Origin of the sequence: Thermoanaerobacterium sp. R66 (genome assembly GCF_028895185.1) — a bacterium.
Taxonomy (GTDB): Bacteria; Bacillota; Thermoanaerobacteria; order Thermoanaerobacterales; family Thermoanaerobacteraceae; genus Thermoanaerobacterium.
Window position 1 is genome coordinate 1,161,504 of the sequence record NZ_JAEUWW010000001.1, and the last position, 20,550, is coordinate 1,182,053.

Below are 20,550 nucleotides of genomic sequence, written 5' to 3' on the forward strand. Positions count from 1 at the left end.
TATTGTATTTAATTATATCATCACATCAATATATAGTATATCATTGATACATCCTTCAGTCAATAAAAATTTTCAAGAGCCAAAGGCAATTAAAAAAGGTGGAGCATTAAGCTCCACCTTAGTATAGATTTTTTTATCTAAACAAGGATGCAAACACAAGTGTGATAGTGCTTATAAGTTTTATCAAAACGTGCAATGACGGACCTGCCGTATCTTTAAACGGGTCACCTACTGTATCGCCTACAACACCTGCTTTATGCGCATCTGACTTCTTACCGCCATAGTTTCCTAATTCGATGAACTTCTTAGCATTATCCCATGCACCACCACCATTGTTTAAGAACAAAGCCATTATTACACCGGATATTGTACCAACCATCAAAAATGCTGCTGCAGATTCTTTTCCAAGCAAAATTCCTACTAAGATAGGCGCAACAACGACAATAAGACCTGGGATTACCATCTCTTTCAATGCACCTTTTGTGACTATGTCGACTGTCTTAGCGTAGTCTGGCTTTGATGTGCCTTCCATGATGCCGGGGTTTTCTTTAAACTGCCTTCTGACTTCCAGTATGACGTACTGTGCCGCTTTACCAACAGCCCTTATAGCTGTAGAGCTGAAAAGAAATACTATCATAGCGCCTATAAAAGCTCCTATGAAAACCTCAGGTTTGCCTATGTCTACAGCAAACCAAGAATCGATAGGTTTGCCAAGTATCTTCTTAACTTCATCAAGGTATGCAGAGAAAAGGAGGAATGTTGCCAATGCTGCAGATCCTACTGCATAACCTTTTGTCAATGCCTTTGTCGTATTTCCGCATGCATCAAGCCTATCTGTGACAACCCTTACAGATTCAGGTGCTTCAGACATTTCAGTGATTCCACCTGCGTTGTCAGTTATAGGGCCAAAAGTATCCATTGCTAAAATATATGCCGTCGTTGATAACATTCCCATTGTAGCTATGGCAGTGCCATAGAAGCCCGCTGTAGCTATATTTGGAAGTGCCAATTCACCAAGCCTGTATGCTATGATTATTGCTGCAGATATGAACAAGACTGGAAGTGCTGGTGACTCCATGCCTACGGAGATACCAGTTATTATGTTTGTAGCTGCGCCTGTTGTTGAAGCCTTTGCGATCTCCTGAACAGGTCTTGTGCTCATAGATGTGTAGTAGTTTGTCAAAAATACAAATACGTAGCTTAACAATATGCCTGCTACTGCTGCACCGTATAGAAGTAAATAATTTACACTATTTCCATTTGCTAAATGACCTGAAAGCATAACCTTCACAGCGAAGAAAAGTACAATTATATTTATTATTGTCGTTACAAAATATCCTTTGTTTAAAGCAATCATAGGATCTTTTGATTCGTCTTTCGTGTTTACGAATACAATACCGATGATTGAAGCGATAATACCAATAGCACGTGCTACAAGCGGGAACAATATGCCTTTTAATCCAAAGACAGGATACAAGCCTACACCCAAAATCATAGCACCTATATTTTCAGCGGCTGTTGATTCAAACAGGTCGGCTCCCCTTCCAGCACAGTCTCCAACGTTATCGCCAACCAAATCAGCGATTACTGCAGGATTTCTTGGATCATCCTCTGGAATGCCTGCTTCTACCTTGCCGACAAGGTCAGCCCCTACGTCAGCAGCTTTTGTGTATATACCACCGCCTAACTGTGCGAAAAGCGCAACGAAAGAAGCACCAAATCCAAAACCTACTATCAATGATGGAGCATTTTTAACCAATTCCTGTTGTCCAGATGCTCCACCGTAAGCAAAAAACAAAGTCGCAACGCCAAAAAGGGATAATGCTGTAACCGCAAGGCCTGTAACAGCCCCACCTCTTAAAGCGATCTGTAAAGCTTTGTTAAGGCCTTTTCTTGCACCACTGGCTGCCCTCACATTTGAATTGACTGCCATGTACATGCCTATGTAGCCTGATATAGCAGAGCACAAAGCTCCAGATATAAATGCCAATCCAACATGCCATGCATAGCTTATAGCAGAGCCAACACCTTCTGCCTGATGTCCGTAGTAATTGGCAATTATTATTATGACGGCAACTATCAGTGCAAGGACTGTTATCGTTTTATACTGCCTGTTTAGAAAAGCCATTGCACCTTCTTTTATGGAGTCTGAGATCTGCTGCATCTTCTCGTCACCTTTGTCTTGACTGAAAATAAACCTAATAAAACCAATGATGGCAAGAGCTGCAATAATAACAACTCCATAGATGATAAGTAGATAGGAATTCAATTAGACCATCTCCTTTAATAATTTAATTAATATGTTTACTAAAGTATTATTTCTACACTGAATAAAAAATTCCTTCATGTTTTTAAAAATATTTTATATTTTTTATTGACCAGTCAGTATTAATCATAGCTGCTCGCAAAAAGCAGTTAAAGCCTCAAATTGTTTTTTTTGTATAAAAAAAAGGCTTTGCACTATGACATATTCAGTCATTTGTGCAAAAGTCTTTCTCACTCTGCATCAAAAATATTTTTTAATGCTTCCTTGCTTTCATCGCTTACGACGCTTAAGACCTCATCCCCCGGTAAGATGTATGTGCTACCGTTTGGAAGCAAAACTTTGTTGTTTCTTATTACCGACATAATGACGCAGTTTTTCGGCAGCATCAAGTCTTTGATCATCTTATTGGCGGCATTGGAGCCTCTTTCAATGATGCTCCTTACGATAGAAATTTTCCCTTCTGAGAGATTTATTATTGTCGTAATTCCACTTATTTCAGCTTCTTCTTCTATCAATCTTGCGATTATCCGGGCACTGCTTACAGCCGCATCCACCCCCATATCTTTAGTAAAAAGCCAGTCATTTTTTGGATTGTTTATCCTGGATACTACTCTCGATACCCCAAACTCGTATTTTGCCAGTTGACAAATTATAAGATTATCCTCATCATGTCCTGTCGCTGCGACGACAATATCCGTTCCTATTATTCCAGCTTTTTTTAAAACATCCGAGTTGCAACCATCTCCAACCACTACTTCACAATTTAATTCCTTCCTTAACTTATCCATCTTTGACTCATCTTTTTCAACAACTACGACTTTTTCTTGCCTTTCCTTCATCAGTTGAGCAAGATACAAGCCTAACCGACCAGCACCGACAATCATTATTGACATGATTATAACCTGCGACTTGGAAACACATTTATTGTTTCCGTCAGGTTTTTCACCTCCTTACCAATATTTACATAAACATCTGTTTCATCTTTGTCTTTCCAAAAGCCGTAACAGCTATAAATATCTTGTCTCCTTTTTTTACAACAGTGCTTTGTGTTGGAATCATAGCGATGCCATCCCTCACTATGCTGACTACATTCACTTCTGATGGGATTACTAAATCTTTTACGTATCTTCCATCCAGATAAGCCGAAACTTCCGTCTCCACTATCTCCACTTCACCGCTGCCAAAAGAAGAAACCCTAAAAAGATCTGGATGGCAAATCAAATCCTTCATCTTGTTTGCACCCCACAATGTAGGGGAAACAGTATTGATGCCCATTTTTCTGTATATCTCCGCTCTTATAGGGTCATATATCCTTGCCACAATAGTAGGAACATTGAACTTCTTTTTTGCAATCAAAGCCGTAACGATATTGGTGTTATCACCGTTTGTAGTTGATGCAACGGCATCTGCATGCTCAATGCCTGCTTTTATTAAAGTAGCCTTGTCAAAAGCGACTCCTTCAATGAACTTTCCTTTAAAAGAAGGCTTCAATCTTTTAAAGGCATTTGCGTCTTTGTCTATGACTACGACGCTATAACCATCTGAATCTAACATCTGTGCCAACTCAGCTCCAAGCCGGCCGCATCCAGCAACAATTATATTCATAAATCAGGCTCAAATAGAGCCTTTCACCTCCTTTTGGTTTGATGCGATTTTCCTCCGCAATAAATATTTCCTTATCTCTTCAGCGCCTATGAGTATAGGCATAAAAGCCACATAAAACAACCAATTCTTAAATGGCACCGGATACGTGTCAAATATCTTCTGCAAAAACGGAACGTATATAAGCAGCGCAGTTAAAACCAGCTCAAAAACTACACCGATGTTTAGCAATCTATTTTTGAAGAAACTTACACTGAACATTGAAGCAACCTCTGTGCGACATGCAAATACGTTTGCTACCTGCATAATGACTATCCCCAAAAAGCTCATTGTAGCAGCCTTTCTTGCCAATGGGTCAGACAGAGGAAGCGTCATTCCCCAATGCCATCCACCGCTATACAAAACCCAGAAATATCCAGATAAAACAGCTATTGAGCTTATTATGCCCAATAACACGTAGCCTCTTAAAAACAACGACAAATTCAGAAGCTTTTCTTTTGGCGATCTAGGTGGTCTATCCATGACACCGGGCTCAGGCGGCTCCACGCCAAGAGCAAGAGCTGGCAACGTCTCAGTACCTAAATCTATAGCCAATATCTGCATTACCGTTATAGGTACAGGAATATTAAACAGTGAAAACAAGATATATGGTATTGCTTCTGGTGTCAAGTGTGCAAAGATGTACGTTATAAACTTCCGCACATTGTCGTAGACTGCTCTGCCTTCTTCAATGGCATTTACAATGCTGGCAAAATTATCATCTGTCAGGACCATCGTAGCCACTTCTCTTGCCACATCTGTTCCTGATTTTCCCATTGCAATGCCTATATCGGCTTTCTTCAATGCAGGCGAATCGTTGACACCATCACCTGTAACAGCCACTACTTCACCCATATCTTTTAAAGCAGCCACAACTTTCATCTTGTGTTCTGGAGCAACTCTGGCAAATATTATCTCCTTATTCTTCAATTCTTTCTTCAGATCTTCGTCAGACATCTTGTCCAATTCATTGCCTGTTATTATCCTTGGCCTTGGTCCTTTCACTATGCCTATCCTTCTTGCGATTGACTCAGCCGTCAATCCGTAGTCACCTGTTATCATGATGATCTTTATGCCAGCTTTGTGTGCCTGTTTGACAGCCAATTCGACTTCAGGCCTTGGCGGATCCATCATTGCAACTAAGCCTACAAAAATCAAGTCGTTTTCCACATTTTCGATGCTATATTCTTTAATCTCATTATCTATTTTTTTGTATGCCATTGCAAGCACTCTAAGGCCCGATTCAGCAAATTTATCATTTTGCCTAACTATATCATCTATATCCGACTGCTCCAATTTTTTGATGCCGTCATCGCTTAAAATGTAATTGCAAACTGAAAGGGTTTCTTTTGGCGCACCCTTAGTAAATACGTAAATTTCTTTTCCATACTTATGTATGGAAGTCATCCTTTTCCGCCTTGAATCAAATGGCAGTTGAGATATTCTCGGGTACTCCCTCGACATTTCTTCAAATGTAAATCCTGCCTTCTCAGCCAGCACCACCAGTGAACCTTCTGTAGGATCGCCTATTATTCCCCAGGATGGGTTCTCATTCGTCGGTCTAACTAATCGGCTGTTGTTGCACAATAAACCTATTTTTAACAGCAATGAAAGTTCATTAGGCAGATTTTTGACATCTATCTTTTGGTCATCAACATAAAAGTCGCCTTTTGGTTCATACCCCACACCGCTTACATTGTAATATGCCACTTTAGTCCAGATTTCTCTTACAGTCATCTCATTTTGCGTCAGTGTCCCCGTCTTGTCTGTGCAAATGACCGTTGCACCGCCTAATGTCTCAACGCTGGAAAGTTTCTTCACTAAAGCATGTCTTTTTGCCATTCGCTGTACGCCCATTGCAAGTGCTAATGTCACAGTCGGCAATAATCCCTCAGGTACATTAGCTGTTATTATACCTATTGCAAACATAAACGTATCAACCAAAGACCTTCCCATCAAAAGGCCTAAAAGGAAGAAAAATACTCCCATCACAAGAGACAAATACGCTATCACCTTTGCAACTCTCGTAAGCTGCTTTTGCAGTGGGCTTTGCTCTGCACTTATAGTCTGTGTCAATGAAGCTATCTTACCAAATTGGGTATTCATGCCTGTAGCGTAGACAACTGCAGTTCCAGAACCAGACGCAACATTTGTCCCCATAAAGACCAGATTTGGCGCTTGTATAAGCGATACATCCTCGTCTAAGACAACATCAGATGTCCTTCTGACAGGCTCTGATTCTCCTGTCAATGCAGCATTAATAGTTCTCATCTCAAAAGCTTCGATGAGTCTTGCATCGGCAGGTACATGATCGCCTTCTTCAAGGTATATAACATCTCCTGGAACTAATTCACGTGCCAATATTTGTTCTTGTTGCCCGTCCCTTATGACTTTCACATACGATGGCAGCATCTTCTTAAGGCTTTCTGTCGCTTGTTCTGCCTTAAACTCCTGCCAAAAGCTAAACAAAGCATTTACAATTATTACAAGTATTATTGCCCAGCCAAGTTGTGGCATCCCACCTACAAAGGAAAGTATGCTGGCTATCCAAAGAAGTATTGCCAATAGATGTGTAAAATTTGCTATGAATCTTGAAAACATGGATGTCTTTTTGACTTCTTTTATTTCGTTGTATCCATACTTTTCTAATCTTTTATTAGCTTCTTCTTTTGAAATGCCCTTTATAGATGTGTCTAATTCTTTAAACAATTGGTCTTCTGTCATTCTAAATATATCATCAGTTTTCAAAGCAGCAAACCTGTATTAAACAGGTTTCACACCTCCTTCTTAATCATAGTCTATATAGTAATACTCTATAGAAGTGAAAACACTTCATAAAGGCATAACTATCACCTCATACATTTTTCTCCAGTATAGCATTATTCTGCTGCATAGTTAAGCGTGAATTTAGCCTTATTATCCTCAATTAAAGCTATACAATCTTCTTCTTATCAATCTTATAGCTTATTTTGTCTCGCAATCTTCATTTATTGCATAAAATCATGGTTTTACAAAATAAAAAAACAATAGCAAAATCATGCAATACAAAATTTGCTACAGTAATTTTTATATTATTTCATTGATTCTGCAAAATCTCATGCAATTCTTTTTCACACCTTACATCATCAGCGATTTCTGCGGTTTGCTCTTTATACGATTTAATAACGACAATAGGTGTCTGCTGTTCTGAATTTCCTGACGGATTGTCTAAAAAAAGCTTCTCAACGTACGATTTTGAGACACCTTTAGACGCGCCAATGCAATCAGCACAATGCAAGTCATTTGCATCGATTATGACAGTATCGATACCTGTTTTCTGTTTTATCATATCGCATACCAAATCAGGTTCAGCAGGTCCTAATACTATGTACTTGTGATAAGGCACCATGGTTCCTGCCACGTCATCTATAAGTGCAACTTTTCTCCCTGCTATCTTGAAAAAAAGTCCTCTTTTCTTAAATATTTTGCCTATTGCACTTACAAGTGCAGCCACAAAAATCCTAAGCCAACCAACCTCATTTATGGCACACTGCATGGCTTGTGGCGAAGTTAGGCTCCCATTTCTCCCCGTAAACCTGCATAAGATTTTAGCCAAAAATCCCACTTTTATCTCATCAGGCATATATGCCCTTCCCTGGGTAATAGCCACAACGCTTTCTGCAATTGCTATCAAATCCCCTTCTTCTGCAATATCTTTTGTGTATCTTGATACCACATCAGCTATATCGTCATCTTTTGTTATAACATGGGTCCTTATAGGAATTTTCCCGTATGGCAATTAATATAACCCCCAATAAAACTTATTTCCATTTTCTTGATGTTGTGATATATTAAGGTTGTACATAAATAATTATATCACAAATGTATCAAATTTATGTCAACAATATAAGAAAGAAGGAGGTCTTTTATTTGAAAAGTATATTGACAAACATCAGGCTTGATACAAAAGCCGCAAATAACTGCATAAAGGAAAATAAAAGTTTAATAGGCTTTGACTTTTATACAGATATTCCGGAATACAGCGTAGAAAAATCGGATGGTGATTATATAATTGTATTTAAAGATGCTTCATTAAATATGCCAGACGGAACATATACAGTTGATGACGGCATCGTCGATAAGGTCATATTGAAGTGCAATGAAAAAAATGTAGATGCCACGATCAAACTGTCCATGGAATCAGATAGCGACATTAAAGTGTCAAATGGAGTACCCGCTAAGATGGATTTCTACGTTGACAGAACACCACTTAAAAAGATTTTATCAGACAAAAAAATAGCGCTAAATCCTGTACATAAAAAAACTACTAAAAGCCCTACAAATCTTTTACCTCAAGTGCCAATGAAGGATATCGCAAAAAAGACAAGTGAATTGCTTAATTTGCTATATGCAAAGCCACATATAATAGGAAGCAATTACAGCGACTCATTTGCCATAAATGATGATGTAGAATACGATATTGCAATAAGTTTTGCAACCGAAGCATCTTTAAAAGATGAAAGCGGATTTAAGATATACTACGACGAACAAAATGACAAATCCAAAAGTCTTGCTGAAATCCTCAGTAAAGCTTTAGAGCGAAAATCTCCATTGAACAATTTAGGAATACATGCAAAAAAATACGGCGATGAATTTTTTGAAATACCTATTGTGACAATTGTACCTGCCATAGAAAACAGCAGATTAGATGATGCACATTTAAGAGACATAGACTACAGAAGCAAAATTGCATTAGCAGTATTTAATGGAATACTGGAGTATTTTAAATCTAATTCTTTTTCTTCAATATTGAATTAATAAATTTGCTGCACTATAATTATAGTAGCGCGAGTTTAATAAAATCCAGATGAGGATGGCGAGAGACACCTTTTAAGGTGGCCGAAGGAGCAATATGAAGTGGGTCACGGCTTCATAAAATCTCTCAGGCAAATTAATCGCTATTTGATGGGACTCTGGAAAGCCGTATGGCACCGATGGGGCAATACCTTTTGGTAGAAACTCTCAGGTCATGATACAGAGGAATATGATGACACTTGTCTTCATATTCCTTTTTTGTTGACAAATTTAATTAGGAAGGGATGAACTGATTGGACAGCTTAAAAAGAACTCCACTTTACGACATCCATAAAAAGTACGGCGCAAAGATGATAGATTTTGCAGGATTTGAAATGCCTGTACAGTACGAAAGCATACTTAAAGAACACGAAGCAGTCAGAAAGAACGCAGGTCTTTTCGATGTATCACACATGGGTGAAATAATTGTAGAAGGTCGTGACTCTGAAAAATTCATAAACTACATGGTTACAAATGACATCACAAAAATTGGTGCAAACCAAGCAATGTATTCTCCTATGTGCTATTCTAATGGCACAACAGTAGACGATTTATTAGTGTACAAATTTTCTTATGAAAAATACATGTTAGTAGTAAATGCCAGCAATATAGATAAGGATTACAAATGGCTATGGGAAAACAAAAATGACTTTGCTGTGGAAATAAAAGATGAATCAGGAGAGATCTCAGAGCTTGCTTTGCAAGGGCCAAAATCGCAGGAAATACTTGAGAAAATTACAAATTACGATTTAGACAGTTTAAAATACTACCATTTTGATTACATGGACTTAGACGGGATAAATTGCCTTGTTTCAAGGTCTGGCTACACTGGCGAAGACGGCTTCGAAATATTTTTAAAAAACGAATATGTAGCATTGATGTGGGAAAAAATCTTATCTGTCGGAGAAAATCTTGGCATAAAGCCCGCCGGCTTAGGGGCCAGAGATACGCTGAGATTTGAAGCAGGACTTCCGCTATACGGCAATGAACTTTCTGATGACATAACACCATTAGAAGCTGGATTAGGTTCATTTGTTAAACTTGATAAATCGTTTTTAGGAAAAGAAGCTCTTTTAAATCAAAAAGAAGAAGGACTTAAAAGGAAAATAGTAGGATTTGAAATGGCAGATAATGCTATACCGCGCCATGGTTATGATGTTTATGCAGAAGGCGAAAAGATCGGATATGTGACAACAGGATATCTATCGCCTACGCTAAAGAAAAACATAGGTATGGCGTTAATAAATAGTCAATTTGCCACTATTGGCAATGAAATAAACATAATAATACGCAACAAGCCATATAAGGCTTTTGTGGCAAGCAAAAATTTTTACAAGAAAAATTACAAAAAATAGGAGGTTGTTTTTATGAAAATTTTAGAAGGTCTTTATTACTCAAAAAATCACGAATGGGTAAAAGTTGAAGGCGACAAGGCATACGTTGGAATAACTGATTTTGCTCAGCATTCATTAGGCGACATAGTCTACGCAGAACTTCCTGAAATTGATACAGCATTAAATGCAGGAGATACATTAGGCACTGTTGAATCAGTAAAAGCAGCATCCGATGTCTACTGCCCTATAAGCGGCAAAGTAGTTGAAGTAAACCAAGCCGTCGCAGACGATCCATCACTTTTAAACAGCGATCCATACGAAAACTGGATGATTTGCATTGAAATGAATGACAAGGGTGAATTAGACCAGCTTATGTCACCGGAAGAATACAGCGATTTTTGCAATTAATCAAAATTTTTCTAAAAGGAGTGGGTATAGTGCACAAATACATCCCAACATCCAATGCCCAACAAAGCGAAATGCTTAAATCTGTGAATGTAAAATCAATCGAAGATTTATTCGTGGACATTCCAGAGGATATAAGGTTAAAGCGGAAGCTTAATGTGGCAGGTCCTATATCAGAGGCAGAGCTTATAAAAAGCATGAAAGAATTGGCTAAAGATATTAAGACGACAGATGATCTTATTTGTTTCTTAGGTGCAGGCATATACGATCATTTTATACCATCTGTTGTAAAGCACATAGTATCAAAGCCTGAATTTTATACAGCTTATACGCCGTACCAACCTGAGATAAGTCAAGGTACATTGCAAGCCATATATGAGTATCAGACGATGATATGCAACTTGACTGGTATGGATGTTTCAAACGCATCTATGTACGATGGTGCTACAGCTTTAAGCGAAGCTGCAAAAATGGCCTCCGTTGTTACAAACAGGAAAAAAGTGCTTGTATCATCGTCAGTTAATCCTGAAGCAAAAAAAGTACTTCGTACATACATGAGATTTAGCGATATAGAAATTGTTGAGATAGATGATAAAGAAGGCACGATAGATGTAGATCTTTTAAAATCTTCTATTGACAGCAATACTGCAGCATTCATAGCACAAAATCCGAATTTCTTCGGCATAATAGAAGACCTTGATGATGTAGAAAAACTTGTTCATAAAAATGGTTCACTTCTCATCATGTACGTTGAACCAATATCGTTGTCTATATTAAAAACGCCTGGCGAAATAGGTGCAGACATAGCCGTAGGTGATGGCCAGCCTCTTGGAAATAACCTTAACTTTGGAGGTCCTCACCTGGGATTTTTTGCAACTACGCAAAAATTAATGAGAAAATTGCCAGGTAGGATCATAGGCGAAACAAATGATGTAGATGGCAAAAGAGGGTTTGTATTGACGCTGCAAGCAAGAGAACAGCACATAAGGAGAGAAAAAGCCACATCAAATATTTGCACAAATCACTCACTGAACGCATTGACTGCCGCCGTGTATATGGCAACACTTGGAAAACATGGCATCAAAGAGGTTGCTTCACAGTGCTATAAAAAGGCTCATTATGCATATAATAAGCTACTAAAAACAGGAAAGTTTAAGCCTCTATTTGAAAAGCCATTTTTCATGGAATTTGCAATTGAATGTGAAAGCAACGTGGATGACTTAAATGAACTTCTTTTGTCAAATGGCATAATTGGCGGTTATAACCTTGAAAAAGAGTATAAAAAGTACAAAAATTCAATGCTTGTCTGCGTCACTGAAAAAAGGACTAAAGAAGAAATCAATAAGCTTGTAAGTGTCATGGGAGGTGCAAGTGATGAGCTACGATAAACTTATATTTGAAGTATCAAAACCAGGCCATACAGCGTACAGCCTTCCACCATTAGATGTAGATGATTTTGAATTAGAAGAATCCATTCCAGACGAGCTTTTAAGACATACAGACTTAATCCTTCCTGAAGTCAGCGAAGTAGAGCTTGTAAGGCATTATACAAATTTGTCATATAAAAACTACAGCGTCGACAAGGGATTTTATCCATTAGGGTCTTGCACTATGAAGTACAATCCAAAAGTAAATGAAGATATTGCCAGCTTTGAAGCATTTACTAATATACATCCACTGCAAAGTGAAAGCACTGTACAAGGCGCTTTAAAACTTATGTACAATTTGCAAGAAATGCTAAAAGAAATAACAGGCATGGATGGGATAACGCTTCAACCTGCTGCAGGAGCTCATGGAGAGCTTACTGGAATGATGATAATTAAATCATACTTCGAAAGCATCGGTGAATACAAAAGGAAAAAGATCTTAGTACCCGATTCTGCCCACGGCACAAATCCAGCCAGCGCCGCGACAGCCGGTTTTGAAGTTGTAGAAGTAAAATCCGGAAGTGATGGCCTTATAGACATAAATTCATTAAAATCAATGCTTAACGATGATGTGGCAGGGTTAATGCTTACAAATCCAAATACTCTCGGCCTTTTTGAAAAAAACATCATAGAAATAGCTAAGCTAGTTCATGATGCTGGAGGCCTTCTCTACTATGACGGAGCAAACATGAATGCCAACATGGGTATAACAAGGCCAGGTGACATGGGATTTGACGTGGTCCACATAAATCTCCATAAGACTTTTGCCACACCACACGGTGGAGGCGGGCCTGGAAGCGGGCCAGTTGGCGTGAAAGGCAATCTTAAAGATTTTCTGCCTGTACCTGTAGTTGAAAAAAACAATGATAAATATTATTTTAAGTATGATTTACCGCATACAATAGGAAGAGTAAGGAGTTTTTACGGCAATTTCAATGTACTTGTCAAAGCGTACGCATATATATTGACTATGGGTGCTGAAGGACTTAAGTTTGCCAGTGAAATGGCTGTTTTAAATGCAAACTATCTTAAAGAAAAGCTTAAAAGCCACTATGATCTTCCATATGATGCAATATGCAAACACGAATTTGTCTTAAGTGGCCTCAAGAATAAAGAAACTGGCGTAACGACGCTGGATGTGGCAAAAAGATTGATAGATTATGGGTTCCATCCTCCTACTATCTACTTCCCTCTCATAGTAGATAGTGCACTGATGATTGAACCGACTGAGACCGAAAGCAAAGAGACTTTAGATGAGTTCATAGATGCGATGAAATCAATCGCTAAAGAAGCAAAAGAAAACCCAGAAATATTAAAGACAGCGCCTCACAATACGCCTGTAAGAAGGCTTGATGAAGTAAAAGCAGCAAGAAATCCAATAGTAAAAGCCAGTGTCTAATGACACCGGCTTTTATAATATTATTCTACGACAACGTCTGACAAAACTAACTTTACAGGATTCGCTATAGAATCACCTACTGGGCATGTTTTTTCAATAAACTTTGCAAACTCCTCTGCTTTTTCTTTTGAAGCATCTGTCTTAATGTGCATCTTAAATCTTATCTCTTGGAAGCCTGGTCTTACGTCGGATTTTCCCATGAAGCCATCCAAATCAATATCGCCTTCTAGTTCTACCCAGAAGTCTTGAAGATTTATGCCTTTTGCCTTTGCAAAAGCTGATGCTACAATGGTTTGGCAAGAGCCCAAAGCACAAAGCAATGCCTCTACAGGATTCATTCCTTTATTTGTACCGCCCATTTCTTTCGGCTCGTCTAAAACCATCTTAAAGCCTCTTACTTCGCTTTCCACTGCCAATCCTTCCGGCAATTTTTTAGAAACCGCCTTAAAAGTTTCCACTGCCATTTTAATTACCTCCTTATTTATTTCAAAGCTTTTATATAAGCTTTGATCGCTATTTACACTTTATGTATAGATTCTTTAAAAATGTCTTTTACTGCCTCCATTATAGTCTCACTTCTGGTAGGATGAGTGTATATGGCTTTTTTAAGATCATCTGCCTTTGCACCACTTTGACATGAAGTAGATATTATCTGAGCAATTTCAGATGCATCACTTCCCACAACCCATGCTCCCAAGACATCTCCATTTTCGGAAGATATGATCTTGGCAAAGCCTTTTGTTTCACCGTACGTTTTTGCTCTGCCATTAGCTGCAAAGTAAAATTTACCCACTTTTACATTTCCAAATTTGCTCTTAGCCTCTTCCTCCGTATAGCCGAAATAACCTATCTCCGGCTCTGTAAATACAGCAGCAGGTATTTTCATATAATCGAGAGCAACATTGCCTCCAAAAATATTGTCAACTGCTGCTTCTCCTTGCGCTGATGCCACATGTGCCAGCATCATTTTGTTTGTAACATCGCCAATGGCGTATACATTGTCAATATTCGTCCTTAAGTATTCGTCGACTTTTATAGCTTTTCCATCGAATTCTAAAAGTTCTGAAATTGGCCCTACATCTGTATTTAGTTTTCTTCCAATGGAAATAAACACTTTGTCAGCATATATACATTTTGTCCCACCATCTTTTTCTATCGTTACAATGCTTCCACCGTTTTCTTCTTCTAAAATCTTTTCGACCTTAGAAGATATGTAAATCTTCATACCACGCTTCTGCGCCTCAGACTTTATTAAATTGCTTACTTCTTTATCAAGTTGAGGAAGAAGTCTTGGCATCATCTCAACGATAGATACTTTTACTCCAAATTGGTTCATTATAAAGGCAAACTCCATGCCAATTACACCACCACCTATTATGCACATGCTGTCAGGCAATGATGTAATCTCCAAAATGTCGTTGCTATTTATGACGTTCTTTGATTTAATGCCTTCAATAGGCAATTCTTGCGGATTAGAACCAGTTGCTATTATTATGTTTTTCGCCTTTATCTTATTTTCTCCAAATAATATGTTTTTATCTTTGTCTATTTTTGCTTCTTCAGAATACAAATCAACACCATTGGCTTTAAGCAATGCTTTTATGCCAGATACAAGCTCGTTTACTATACTATCCTTTCTTTCAACCACTTTTTTGTAATCAAAAGATTTTTCATCTACACTGAGGCCAAATTCATCTGACCTTTGTATAATGTCATAAACTTCTGCAACTCTTGCGTAAGCTTTTGTGGGTATGCAGCCTCTATTAAGACAAGTACCGCCCACTTTATCTTTTTCGAAAAGTGCCACTTTTGCACCTTTTTTTGCAGCTTTTATAGCAGCCACATAACCTCCAGGGCCGCCACCTATGACAGCCAAATCATAATCATTTACTTCACTATAAAATGTATCTGCATCACCTGAAATTGACTTTTGAGAAACTTCTTCAGATTCTGATATCAACGAAATGACATCTCCTGATTTTACTGTACTACCGGCAGGAAAAATAATCTTAGAAATTATGCCATCATATTCTGAATACACTTCAAAATTCATTTTACCAACCGATATATCGCATAAAGAAGTTCCTTTTTTAACAAATTGCCCTTCGCTAATATACCATTTAGTTATTTTGCCCTCATTAATAGTATCAGACAAAACAGGTACCTTAACTTCTAACTCCATAAGGTACACCTCCAATTTTAATTACTATTCACTAAATTATTATTGCTTGAAGTGAAATCATTAAGCAAGTTAATTATTTGACAACTCACTCTAACCATATTTTAGCACTATCTAAACGATAGTTCAATATTTTGAACATAATTTTGATTAAAACATAACCTCAAGCAAATTCTCTAATGTTATGTTTGAAAAATATTCTCCAATGTCTATTGATGAAAGCGCATTTTTAATATCATTTTCAGAGTGCTTTACACCCTTTAGCATTTCCTCTACATCTTTTACATCCTTTTTTCCGAAGAAATCGCCGTAGATCTTTATATCTCTTATTATCCCGTCAGACACGTTTAAATCCACTTCTACCGTACCGCCTGAAAATTTCTTTTCATTTTTTAAGTTGTAATCTGGAGACATACCAAAATTCCATTCCCACGTATTGTACTTCTCATCTCTCAGCCTTTCTATATTTCTTATATCTTCGTCTGTAAATTCATAAAGGCCACTTCCACCTGTAGTTAGCCTTATATCGTCCATTATAAGGTTAATAAATTCCTCTATATCTATAGGCTTTTCCAAATGTTCATTTATGTTGGTCACTCTCTTAGATACAGACTTCACACCTTTGTCTTCAAATTTTATAGGTCGCACCTTTAATGCCGCTGATAGATCTGCCATATTTGACGACACCAACAGTGTTCCATGATGAAGTATCCTGTTTTTATAATAGTACTGCGCATTGCCTGATATTTTTTTACCATCGATCGTTATATCGTTTCTGCCAGAAAACTCAGCATTTAAAGATAGCTTTCGAAGCACATAAATAATAGGTTGTGTAAATCTTCTAAAGTCGCTAAACCCATTCAAATCATCGTTTACAATAAAGGTAAAATTCACATTGCCTAAATCGTGAAATACCGCTCCACCTCCAGACAACCTTCTGACAACCGGTATATTGTGCTCTTTAACGTAGTCAAGGTTTATCTCCGCTAAAGCATTCTGGTTTTTACCTATTATTATGCTTGGCCTATTTCTCCAAAGCATGAAACATTCATCGCTAAATTGCTTTAACACATATTCTTCCGCCGCTAAATTAAAATAAGGATCTGTGTTCTTGTTGTAGATATAAATCATAGTGTACACCCTTTCCAAAAATTAAACTATTCCTATTAAAGTATATCATTTAAAACAATAAAGACCAATAATATACTAAGCTTTAGATGAATTCAATATTGCCTCTTATCGAAAAGCCAAAAACTTATGGCAAAAAATATTAAGCTATATGCTAAAAATAATACAATGATATTTAACACATTAAAGACTGGTATTACTGACCCAATAAATAGTAGATACCAACTTGTATACGATGTAAATGATAAAGGATATGTTTTAGGGAAAATAACAGTTACTACATAGATGGTAATATAAGTCAATACGGAAATCATCACCGTGCCAGATGTACTTCTCGATATCTGTGAAATTGTAATAGCAAAAAATATTATTGGAATCAATGGAAAAACTGACAATATATATGCTACTATAGTAGAACCTATGCTAATTGACATGAAAGAGTTTAAAATTGTTCCACATGCAAGGCTTGAAATAAATCCAGAAAGCAATATCATACATGAGTATATTAATATCGCCATGAACTTTGAAATGTATATTCTGATACGGCTTACGGGTCTTGTCAAGATCGCTTTTATAGTGCCATTTTCTTGCTCTGCTGTAAACACATCAGCAGTAACCATAAAGACGATCAACGGCAAAATAAAAGTAACTAATACAGATAAAACTGTCATTGGAAAATTCGATATATAAAGGCCTATTAGTCCATTTACAAATTTACCAATCAACGCAAATGCAATAGACATAAAAAATATAAACATAAGTAAAAGCAAATATTTTTTTCTGTACAGAATCTTTATCAACTCATTAAGCAAATCTTTTTTTATCTTTATCATTGCAATCCTCCATCCGTTTTATTTATGGTTTCCATAAAATACGCTTCAAGACTTCCTTTTTTTAATGCTTCTTCCATTGTAGCAACGCTTAATAAACGACCTTCCTTCATGACAGCGATCTTATTGCACATAATTTCTAATTCATGTGCTAAATGGCTTGATATTAAAAATGTAGTTCCTTTTTCTCTATTTTCATTCATTATAATTTTTCTTATGGATACCATTCCTTCTATATCTAATCCATTAGCTGGTTCATCAAGTATGACAAGCTTTGGGTTCGATATAAGCGCCAAAGCCAACCCTAACCTTTGCTTCATTCCAAACGAAAACTCTTTTACTTTTTCATTTTGAAATTTTACCAATCCGGTGATGTTCAGCATCTCTTCAATTCTATAATCATCAATGTCATCATAGTAAGATGCAGCGATTTCTAAATTTTTCCTGGCACTCAAAAAATCGTACAATGCTGGTGCTTCAATTAAACACCCTACATCCCTCAGATACTTCTCTTGAATATCATCTATTTTATTTGAAAAGATCTCTACGCTTCCACTATCAGGTTTCATAAGGCCTACTATAATTTTCATTGTGGTTGTCTTGCCAGAACCATTTGGACCAAGCAATCCGAAAATATCCCCATCGTCAACACTAAAAGAAATCGAATTGATTCCTCTCCCATTGTGATATCTTTTCGTTAAGTTATCAACTTTCAAAACCATCGCATTCCCTCCAAAATAAAAAAGTGGCACAACAGGCCACTCTTTTACAAATTATTTAGTGCATACCATGAAATCTTCCAGCATTATTTACAGTAATTACTTGCTTTCCAGTAGTATCAATCGTATCAATTTTTGTATTGCCTACATTGCTGATGTTTGCATCTACTGTCAAATTTATATTGTGCACATTGCCACTGGTATCGGTGCCTGAAATTGCAATGTTAAATTCGTTGCTTTTTAATAAATTGCCATCAACAGTAGCTGTCAACCCTATTGATTTGACATCGATGTTGCTAAGAGTCGGAATCAAGCTCATTATGTTTTTCATGCTTGCCATACCATTGTTTGATATTTCTGCACTGCTGTGATTTTTAATTCTATCCATATTCTCTGCCATAGCTGAAATAGCTAATTTAGCAAGTTCTGGAATTTGTGATCCTTGTAAATTTACACTGATTGTCTGTCCATTCTCAATGAAATCATTTTTTACATTGCCAACCAGAGTATCTGCCAAAACTTCCGCTAATTTAACAGTACTACTGGAGCTTGTCAAATTCTCCATCTTGTCAAATCTCTTTCCACTCATGCTGTAGTACTTTCCATTAACTTCTGTTATCAAGTTGCCGTTATCATAACTGCTTTCAAAGTCGTTAGTTAAGCCCATAATATTTAGACTTGTTTTAGTAGAAAAATTGCCATTGTCAATTTTTTTAGTGGTAGTTCCTGTTAAAACTGTATTACCATTATCTGTAACTGTAAATTGCGCATCAATAGTTGAATTTTTAGCCAGCAAAGTTGAAACTACAGCATTTTTGTATGTTTCGTACCCAGAACCGGACGATGCAAAAGCCATTAAGCTGTAAGTCAATAGCATTGTGCCAACCACTAAAGCTACAATCGCAATTTTTAGTCCTTTCTTTTTCATAATATTATCTCCTTTTTATAAATTTGTTTACATACATTATAGTTCTCATTTTTACCATTATCAATGACTGTAGCGATTTTTAATGATCTTTTAATAAAATAATTCTATTATTGCCCATTTGAGCCTGAAAGTTTCACATTAACTGTAAGTGTTTGACCGTTTCTCCAAATTGTCACGCTTATCACATCACCAACATTGTGTTTATTTAAAATATTTTCAAGTTGATTAAATGTGGTTACATTATTTCCATCTACAGCGGTTATTATATCACCTGCTTGAAGGCCTGCAGCATCAGCACCGCTTCCTTGCTGCACTTGTGCAATATAAAGTCCTACCGGTATATTGTATTGATTTGCTTGCTGCTGCGTTATTTGTTGCACACTTACACCTATAACAGGTCTTTCAATATATCCCTTTTGAATAAGCTCTTCAATTATAGGTTTTGCCTCGTTTATAGGTATCGCAAAACCCATTCCTTCAAGCGGCACACTTTGGCTTTGAAATAGTCCAAAAGGATCCCCAGAACTTGAACCGCCAGTTGATGTAAGCTTTATGCTTGTTATTCCTATCACTTCACCGATGCTATTTACAAGAGGTCCTCCACTGTTTCCTGGATTTATCGCAGCATCTGTCTGGATAAGATTTACCGGACCATAATCACTTTGCAAATTTCGATTTAAACCGCTTATGATACCTGCTGTCGCAGTTCCAGCAAAGCTGTCACCCAATGGATTTCCTATAGCTACTGCTAATTCTCCTACTTCAAGCTTTGATGAATCTCCTAATTTTGCAGGTGTCAAATTTGTAGCATTTATCTTTAAAACCGCAAGATCTGTCCTTGAATCTTTACCTACCAATTGTGCAGGAAATTTCCTTCCGTCAGACAAGTTTACGGTTATCTTTGATGCGCCTTCCACAACATGATCATTTGTGACAATGTGACCTTCCGAATCTATGATTATTCCAGAGCCGCTTCCTTCCTCAACGTAAGAATTGCCACCGTATCCATAAGCCCCATAACCATTAATATATGTATCTATACCGACAACAGATGGGCTTACAGCCTTTACAATGTTTGTAATCAAGTTAAAATTGTTGTTGTCAGATGAAAGCGGTAAATACCTATTCACAACTTGAGTATTGCCTGTATCAACGTATTTAACAATTCCAGCTCCTAAAGCACCACCAGCCAATGCAGCAACAAGTGCTACAGCTACAAATGACATAAACATTTTTCTTCTATATCTTTTAACCATCTTGCCTAAACTTTTCTTATCATTTTTTGGATTGACCTCAGGAAGCCTGTAATTTTCAAAACCATTGTTGAATTCCATTTATACCAACCTCCTTACAATTTTTTCTTTTCATGATTATATTATAAATAACATTTTTTAAGAATTTGTGAATACTTTGTAAATATTTTTTTACGTTTTAAAAAAATAATACTATCCTTATATAGGA

General features: G+C 37.1%; 17 protein-coding genes and 2 riboswitches. Of the genes, 5 read left to right on the forward strand and 12 right to left on the reverse strand.

Translation table 11 applies throughout. From position 1 onward, the window contains the following. Window positions 1-133 precede the first annotated feature (133 nt). From JJQ93_RS05785 to JJQ93_RS05805, 5 genes are all read right to left on the reverse strand, one after another. Complete coding sequence (locus JJQ93_RS05785) at window positions 134-2,269, reverse strand: sodium-translocating pyrophosphatase (RefSeq protein ID WP_274893051.1); 2,136 nt, start codon at window positions 2,267-2,269, stop codon at window positions 134-136. Between the two features lie 227 nt (window positions 2,270-2,496). Then, complete coding sequence (locus JJQ93_RS05790) at window positions 2,497-3,159, reverse strand: potassium channel family protein (RefSeq protein WP_274893052.1); 663 nt, start codon at window positions 3,157-3,159, stop codon at window positions 2,497-2,499. Window positions 3,160-3,226: 67 nt separating this feature from the next. After that, the gene (locus JJQ93_RS05795; protein WP_274893053.1) at window positions 3,227-3,871 is read right to left on the reverse strand and encodes a potassium channel family protein; all 645 of its coding nucleotides are present in this window, start codon (window positions 3,869-3,871) and stop codon (window positions 3,227-3,229) included. Between the two features lie 9 nt (window positions 3,872-3,880). After that, entirely contained in the window at window positions 3,881-6,655 is a 2,775-nt protein-coding gene (locus JJQ93_RS05800) for a cation-translocating P-type ATPase (protein ID WP_274893054.1), read from the reverse strand. 328 nt (window positions 6,656-6,983) lie between these two features. Beyond that, entirely contained in the window at window positions 6,984-7,685 is a 702-nt protein-coding gene (locus JJQ93_RS05805) for a coenzyme F420-0:L-glutamate ligase (RefSeq protein WP_274893055.1), read from the reverse strand. A gap of 131 nt (window positions 7,686-7,816) precedes the next feature. Between JJQ93_RS05805 and JJQ93_RS05810 the strand changes: the two genes are divergently transcribed. From JJQ93_RS05810 to gcvPB, 5 genes are all read left to right on the forward strand, one after another. Then, window positions 7,817-8,704 (forward strand): N-acetylmuramoyl-L-alanine amidase, encoded by an 888-nt coding sequence (locus JJQ93_RS05810; RefSeq protein ID WP_274893056.1) that lies wholly within the window; start codon window positions 7,817-7,819, stop codon window positions 8,702-8,704. 49 nt (window positions 8,705-8,753) lie between these two features. After that, a riboswitch (glycine riboswitch) is annotated at window positions 8,754-8,854 on the forward strand. Between the two features lie 3 nt (window positions 8,855-8,857). Continuing rightward, window positions 8,858-8,926: riboswitch (glycine riboswitch) on the forward strand. Window positions 8,927-8,994: 68 nt separating this feature from the next. Then, window positions 8,995-10,095, forward strand: coding sequence for a glycine cleavage system aminomethyltransferase GcvT (gcvT, locus tag JJQ93_RS05815; RefSeq protein WP_274893057.1), 1,101 nt, complete (start codon window positions 8,995-8,997; stop codon window positions 10,093-10,095). A 12-nt stretch (window positions 10,096-10,107) separates the two neighbouring features. Continuing rightward, window positions 10,108-10,482: a glycine cleavage system protein GcvH gene (gcvH, locus tag JJQ93_RS05820; RefSeq protein WP_274893058.1), complete on the forward strand. Its 375-nt coding sequence runs from the start codon at window positions 10,108-10,110 to the stop codon at window positions 10,480-10,482. Window positions 10,483-10,511: 29 nt separating this feature from the next. Further along, window positions 10,512-11,867 carry an aminomethyl-transferring glycine dehydrogenase subunit GcvPA gene (gcvPA, locus tag JJQ93_RS05825; RefSeq protein WP_274893059.1) on the forward strand — a complete coding sequence of 452 codons (1,356 nt, stop codon included), beginning with the start codon at window positions 10,512-10,514 and terminating at the stop codon, window positions 11,865-11,867. Beyond that, window positions 11,854-13,305: an aminomethyl-transferring glycine dehydrogenase subunit GcvPB gene (gene gcvPB / locus JJQ93_RS05830; RefSeq protein WP_274893060.1), complete on the forward strand. Its 1,452-nt coding sequence runs from the start codon at window positions 11,854-11,856 to the stop codon at window positions 13,303-13,305. Before gcvPA ends, gcvPB begins: the two co-directional genes overlap by 14 nt. 20 nt (window positions 13,306-13,325) lie before the next feature. Here gcvPB and JJQ93_RS05835 read toward each other — a convergent pair whose 3' ends face one another. From JJQ93_RS05835 to JJQ93_RS05865, 7 genes are all read right to left on the reverse strand, one after another. After that, window positions 13,326-13,769, reverse strand: coding sequence for an OsmC family protein (locus tag JJQ93_RS05835; protein ID WP_085113502.1), 444 nt, complete (start codon window positions 13,767-13,769; stop codon window positions 13,326-13,328). Between the two features lie 53 nt (window positions 13,770-13,822). Next, window positions 13,823-15,487 (reverse strand): dihydrolipoyl dehydrogenase, encoded by a 1,665-nt coding sequence (gene lpdA / locus JJQ93_RS05840; protein WP_274893061.1) that lies wholly within the window; start codon window positions 15,485-15,487, stop codon window positions 13,823-13,825. Between the two features lie 147 nt (window positions 15,488-15,634). Beyond that, window positions 15,635-16,615 (reverse strand): lipoate--protein ligase, encoded by a 981-nt coding sequence (gene lplA / locus JJQ93_RS05845; RefSeq protein WP_274893062.1) that lies wholly within the window; start codon window positions 16,613-16,615, stop codon window positions 15,635-15,637. Between the two features lie 92 nt (window positions 16,616-16,707). Further along, entirely contained in the window at window positions 16,708-17,445 is a 738-nt protein-coding gene (locus tag JJQ93_RS13005; RefSeq protein WP_350494221.1) for an ABC transporter permease, read from the reverse strand. Beyond that, window positions 17,442-18,164: an ABC transporter ATP-binding protein gene (locus JJQ93_RS05855; protein ID WP_274893065.1), complete on the reverse strand. Its 723-nt coding sequence runs from the start codon at window positions 18,162-18,164 to the stop codon at window positions 17,442-17,444. Before JJQ93_RS05855 ends, JJQ93_RS13005 begins: the two co-directional genes overlap by 4 nt. A gap of 55 nt (window positions 18,165-18,219) precedes the next feature. After that, complete coding sequence (locus JJQ93_RS05860; protein ID WP_274893066.1) at window positions 18,220-19,089, reverse strand: hypothetical protein; 870 nt, start codon at window positions 19,087-19,089, stop codon at window positions 18,220-18,222. A 107-nt stretch (window positions 19,090-19,196) separates the two neighbouring features. Continuing rightward, the gene (locus JJQ93_RS05865; protein ID WP_274893067.1) at window positions 19,197-20,423 is read right to left on the reverse strand and encodes a S1C family serine protease; all 1,227 of its coding nucleotides are present in this window, start codon (window positions 20,421-20,423) and stop codon (window positions 19,197-19,199) included. Window positions 20,424-20,550 lie beyond the last annotated feature (127 nt).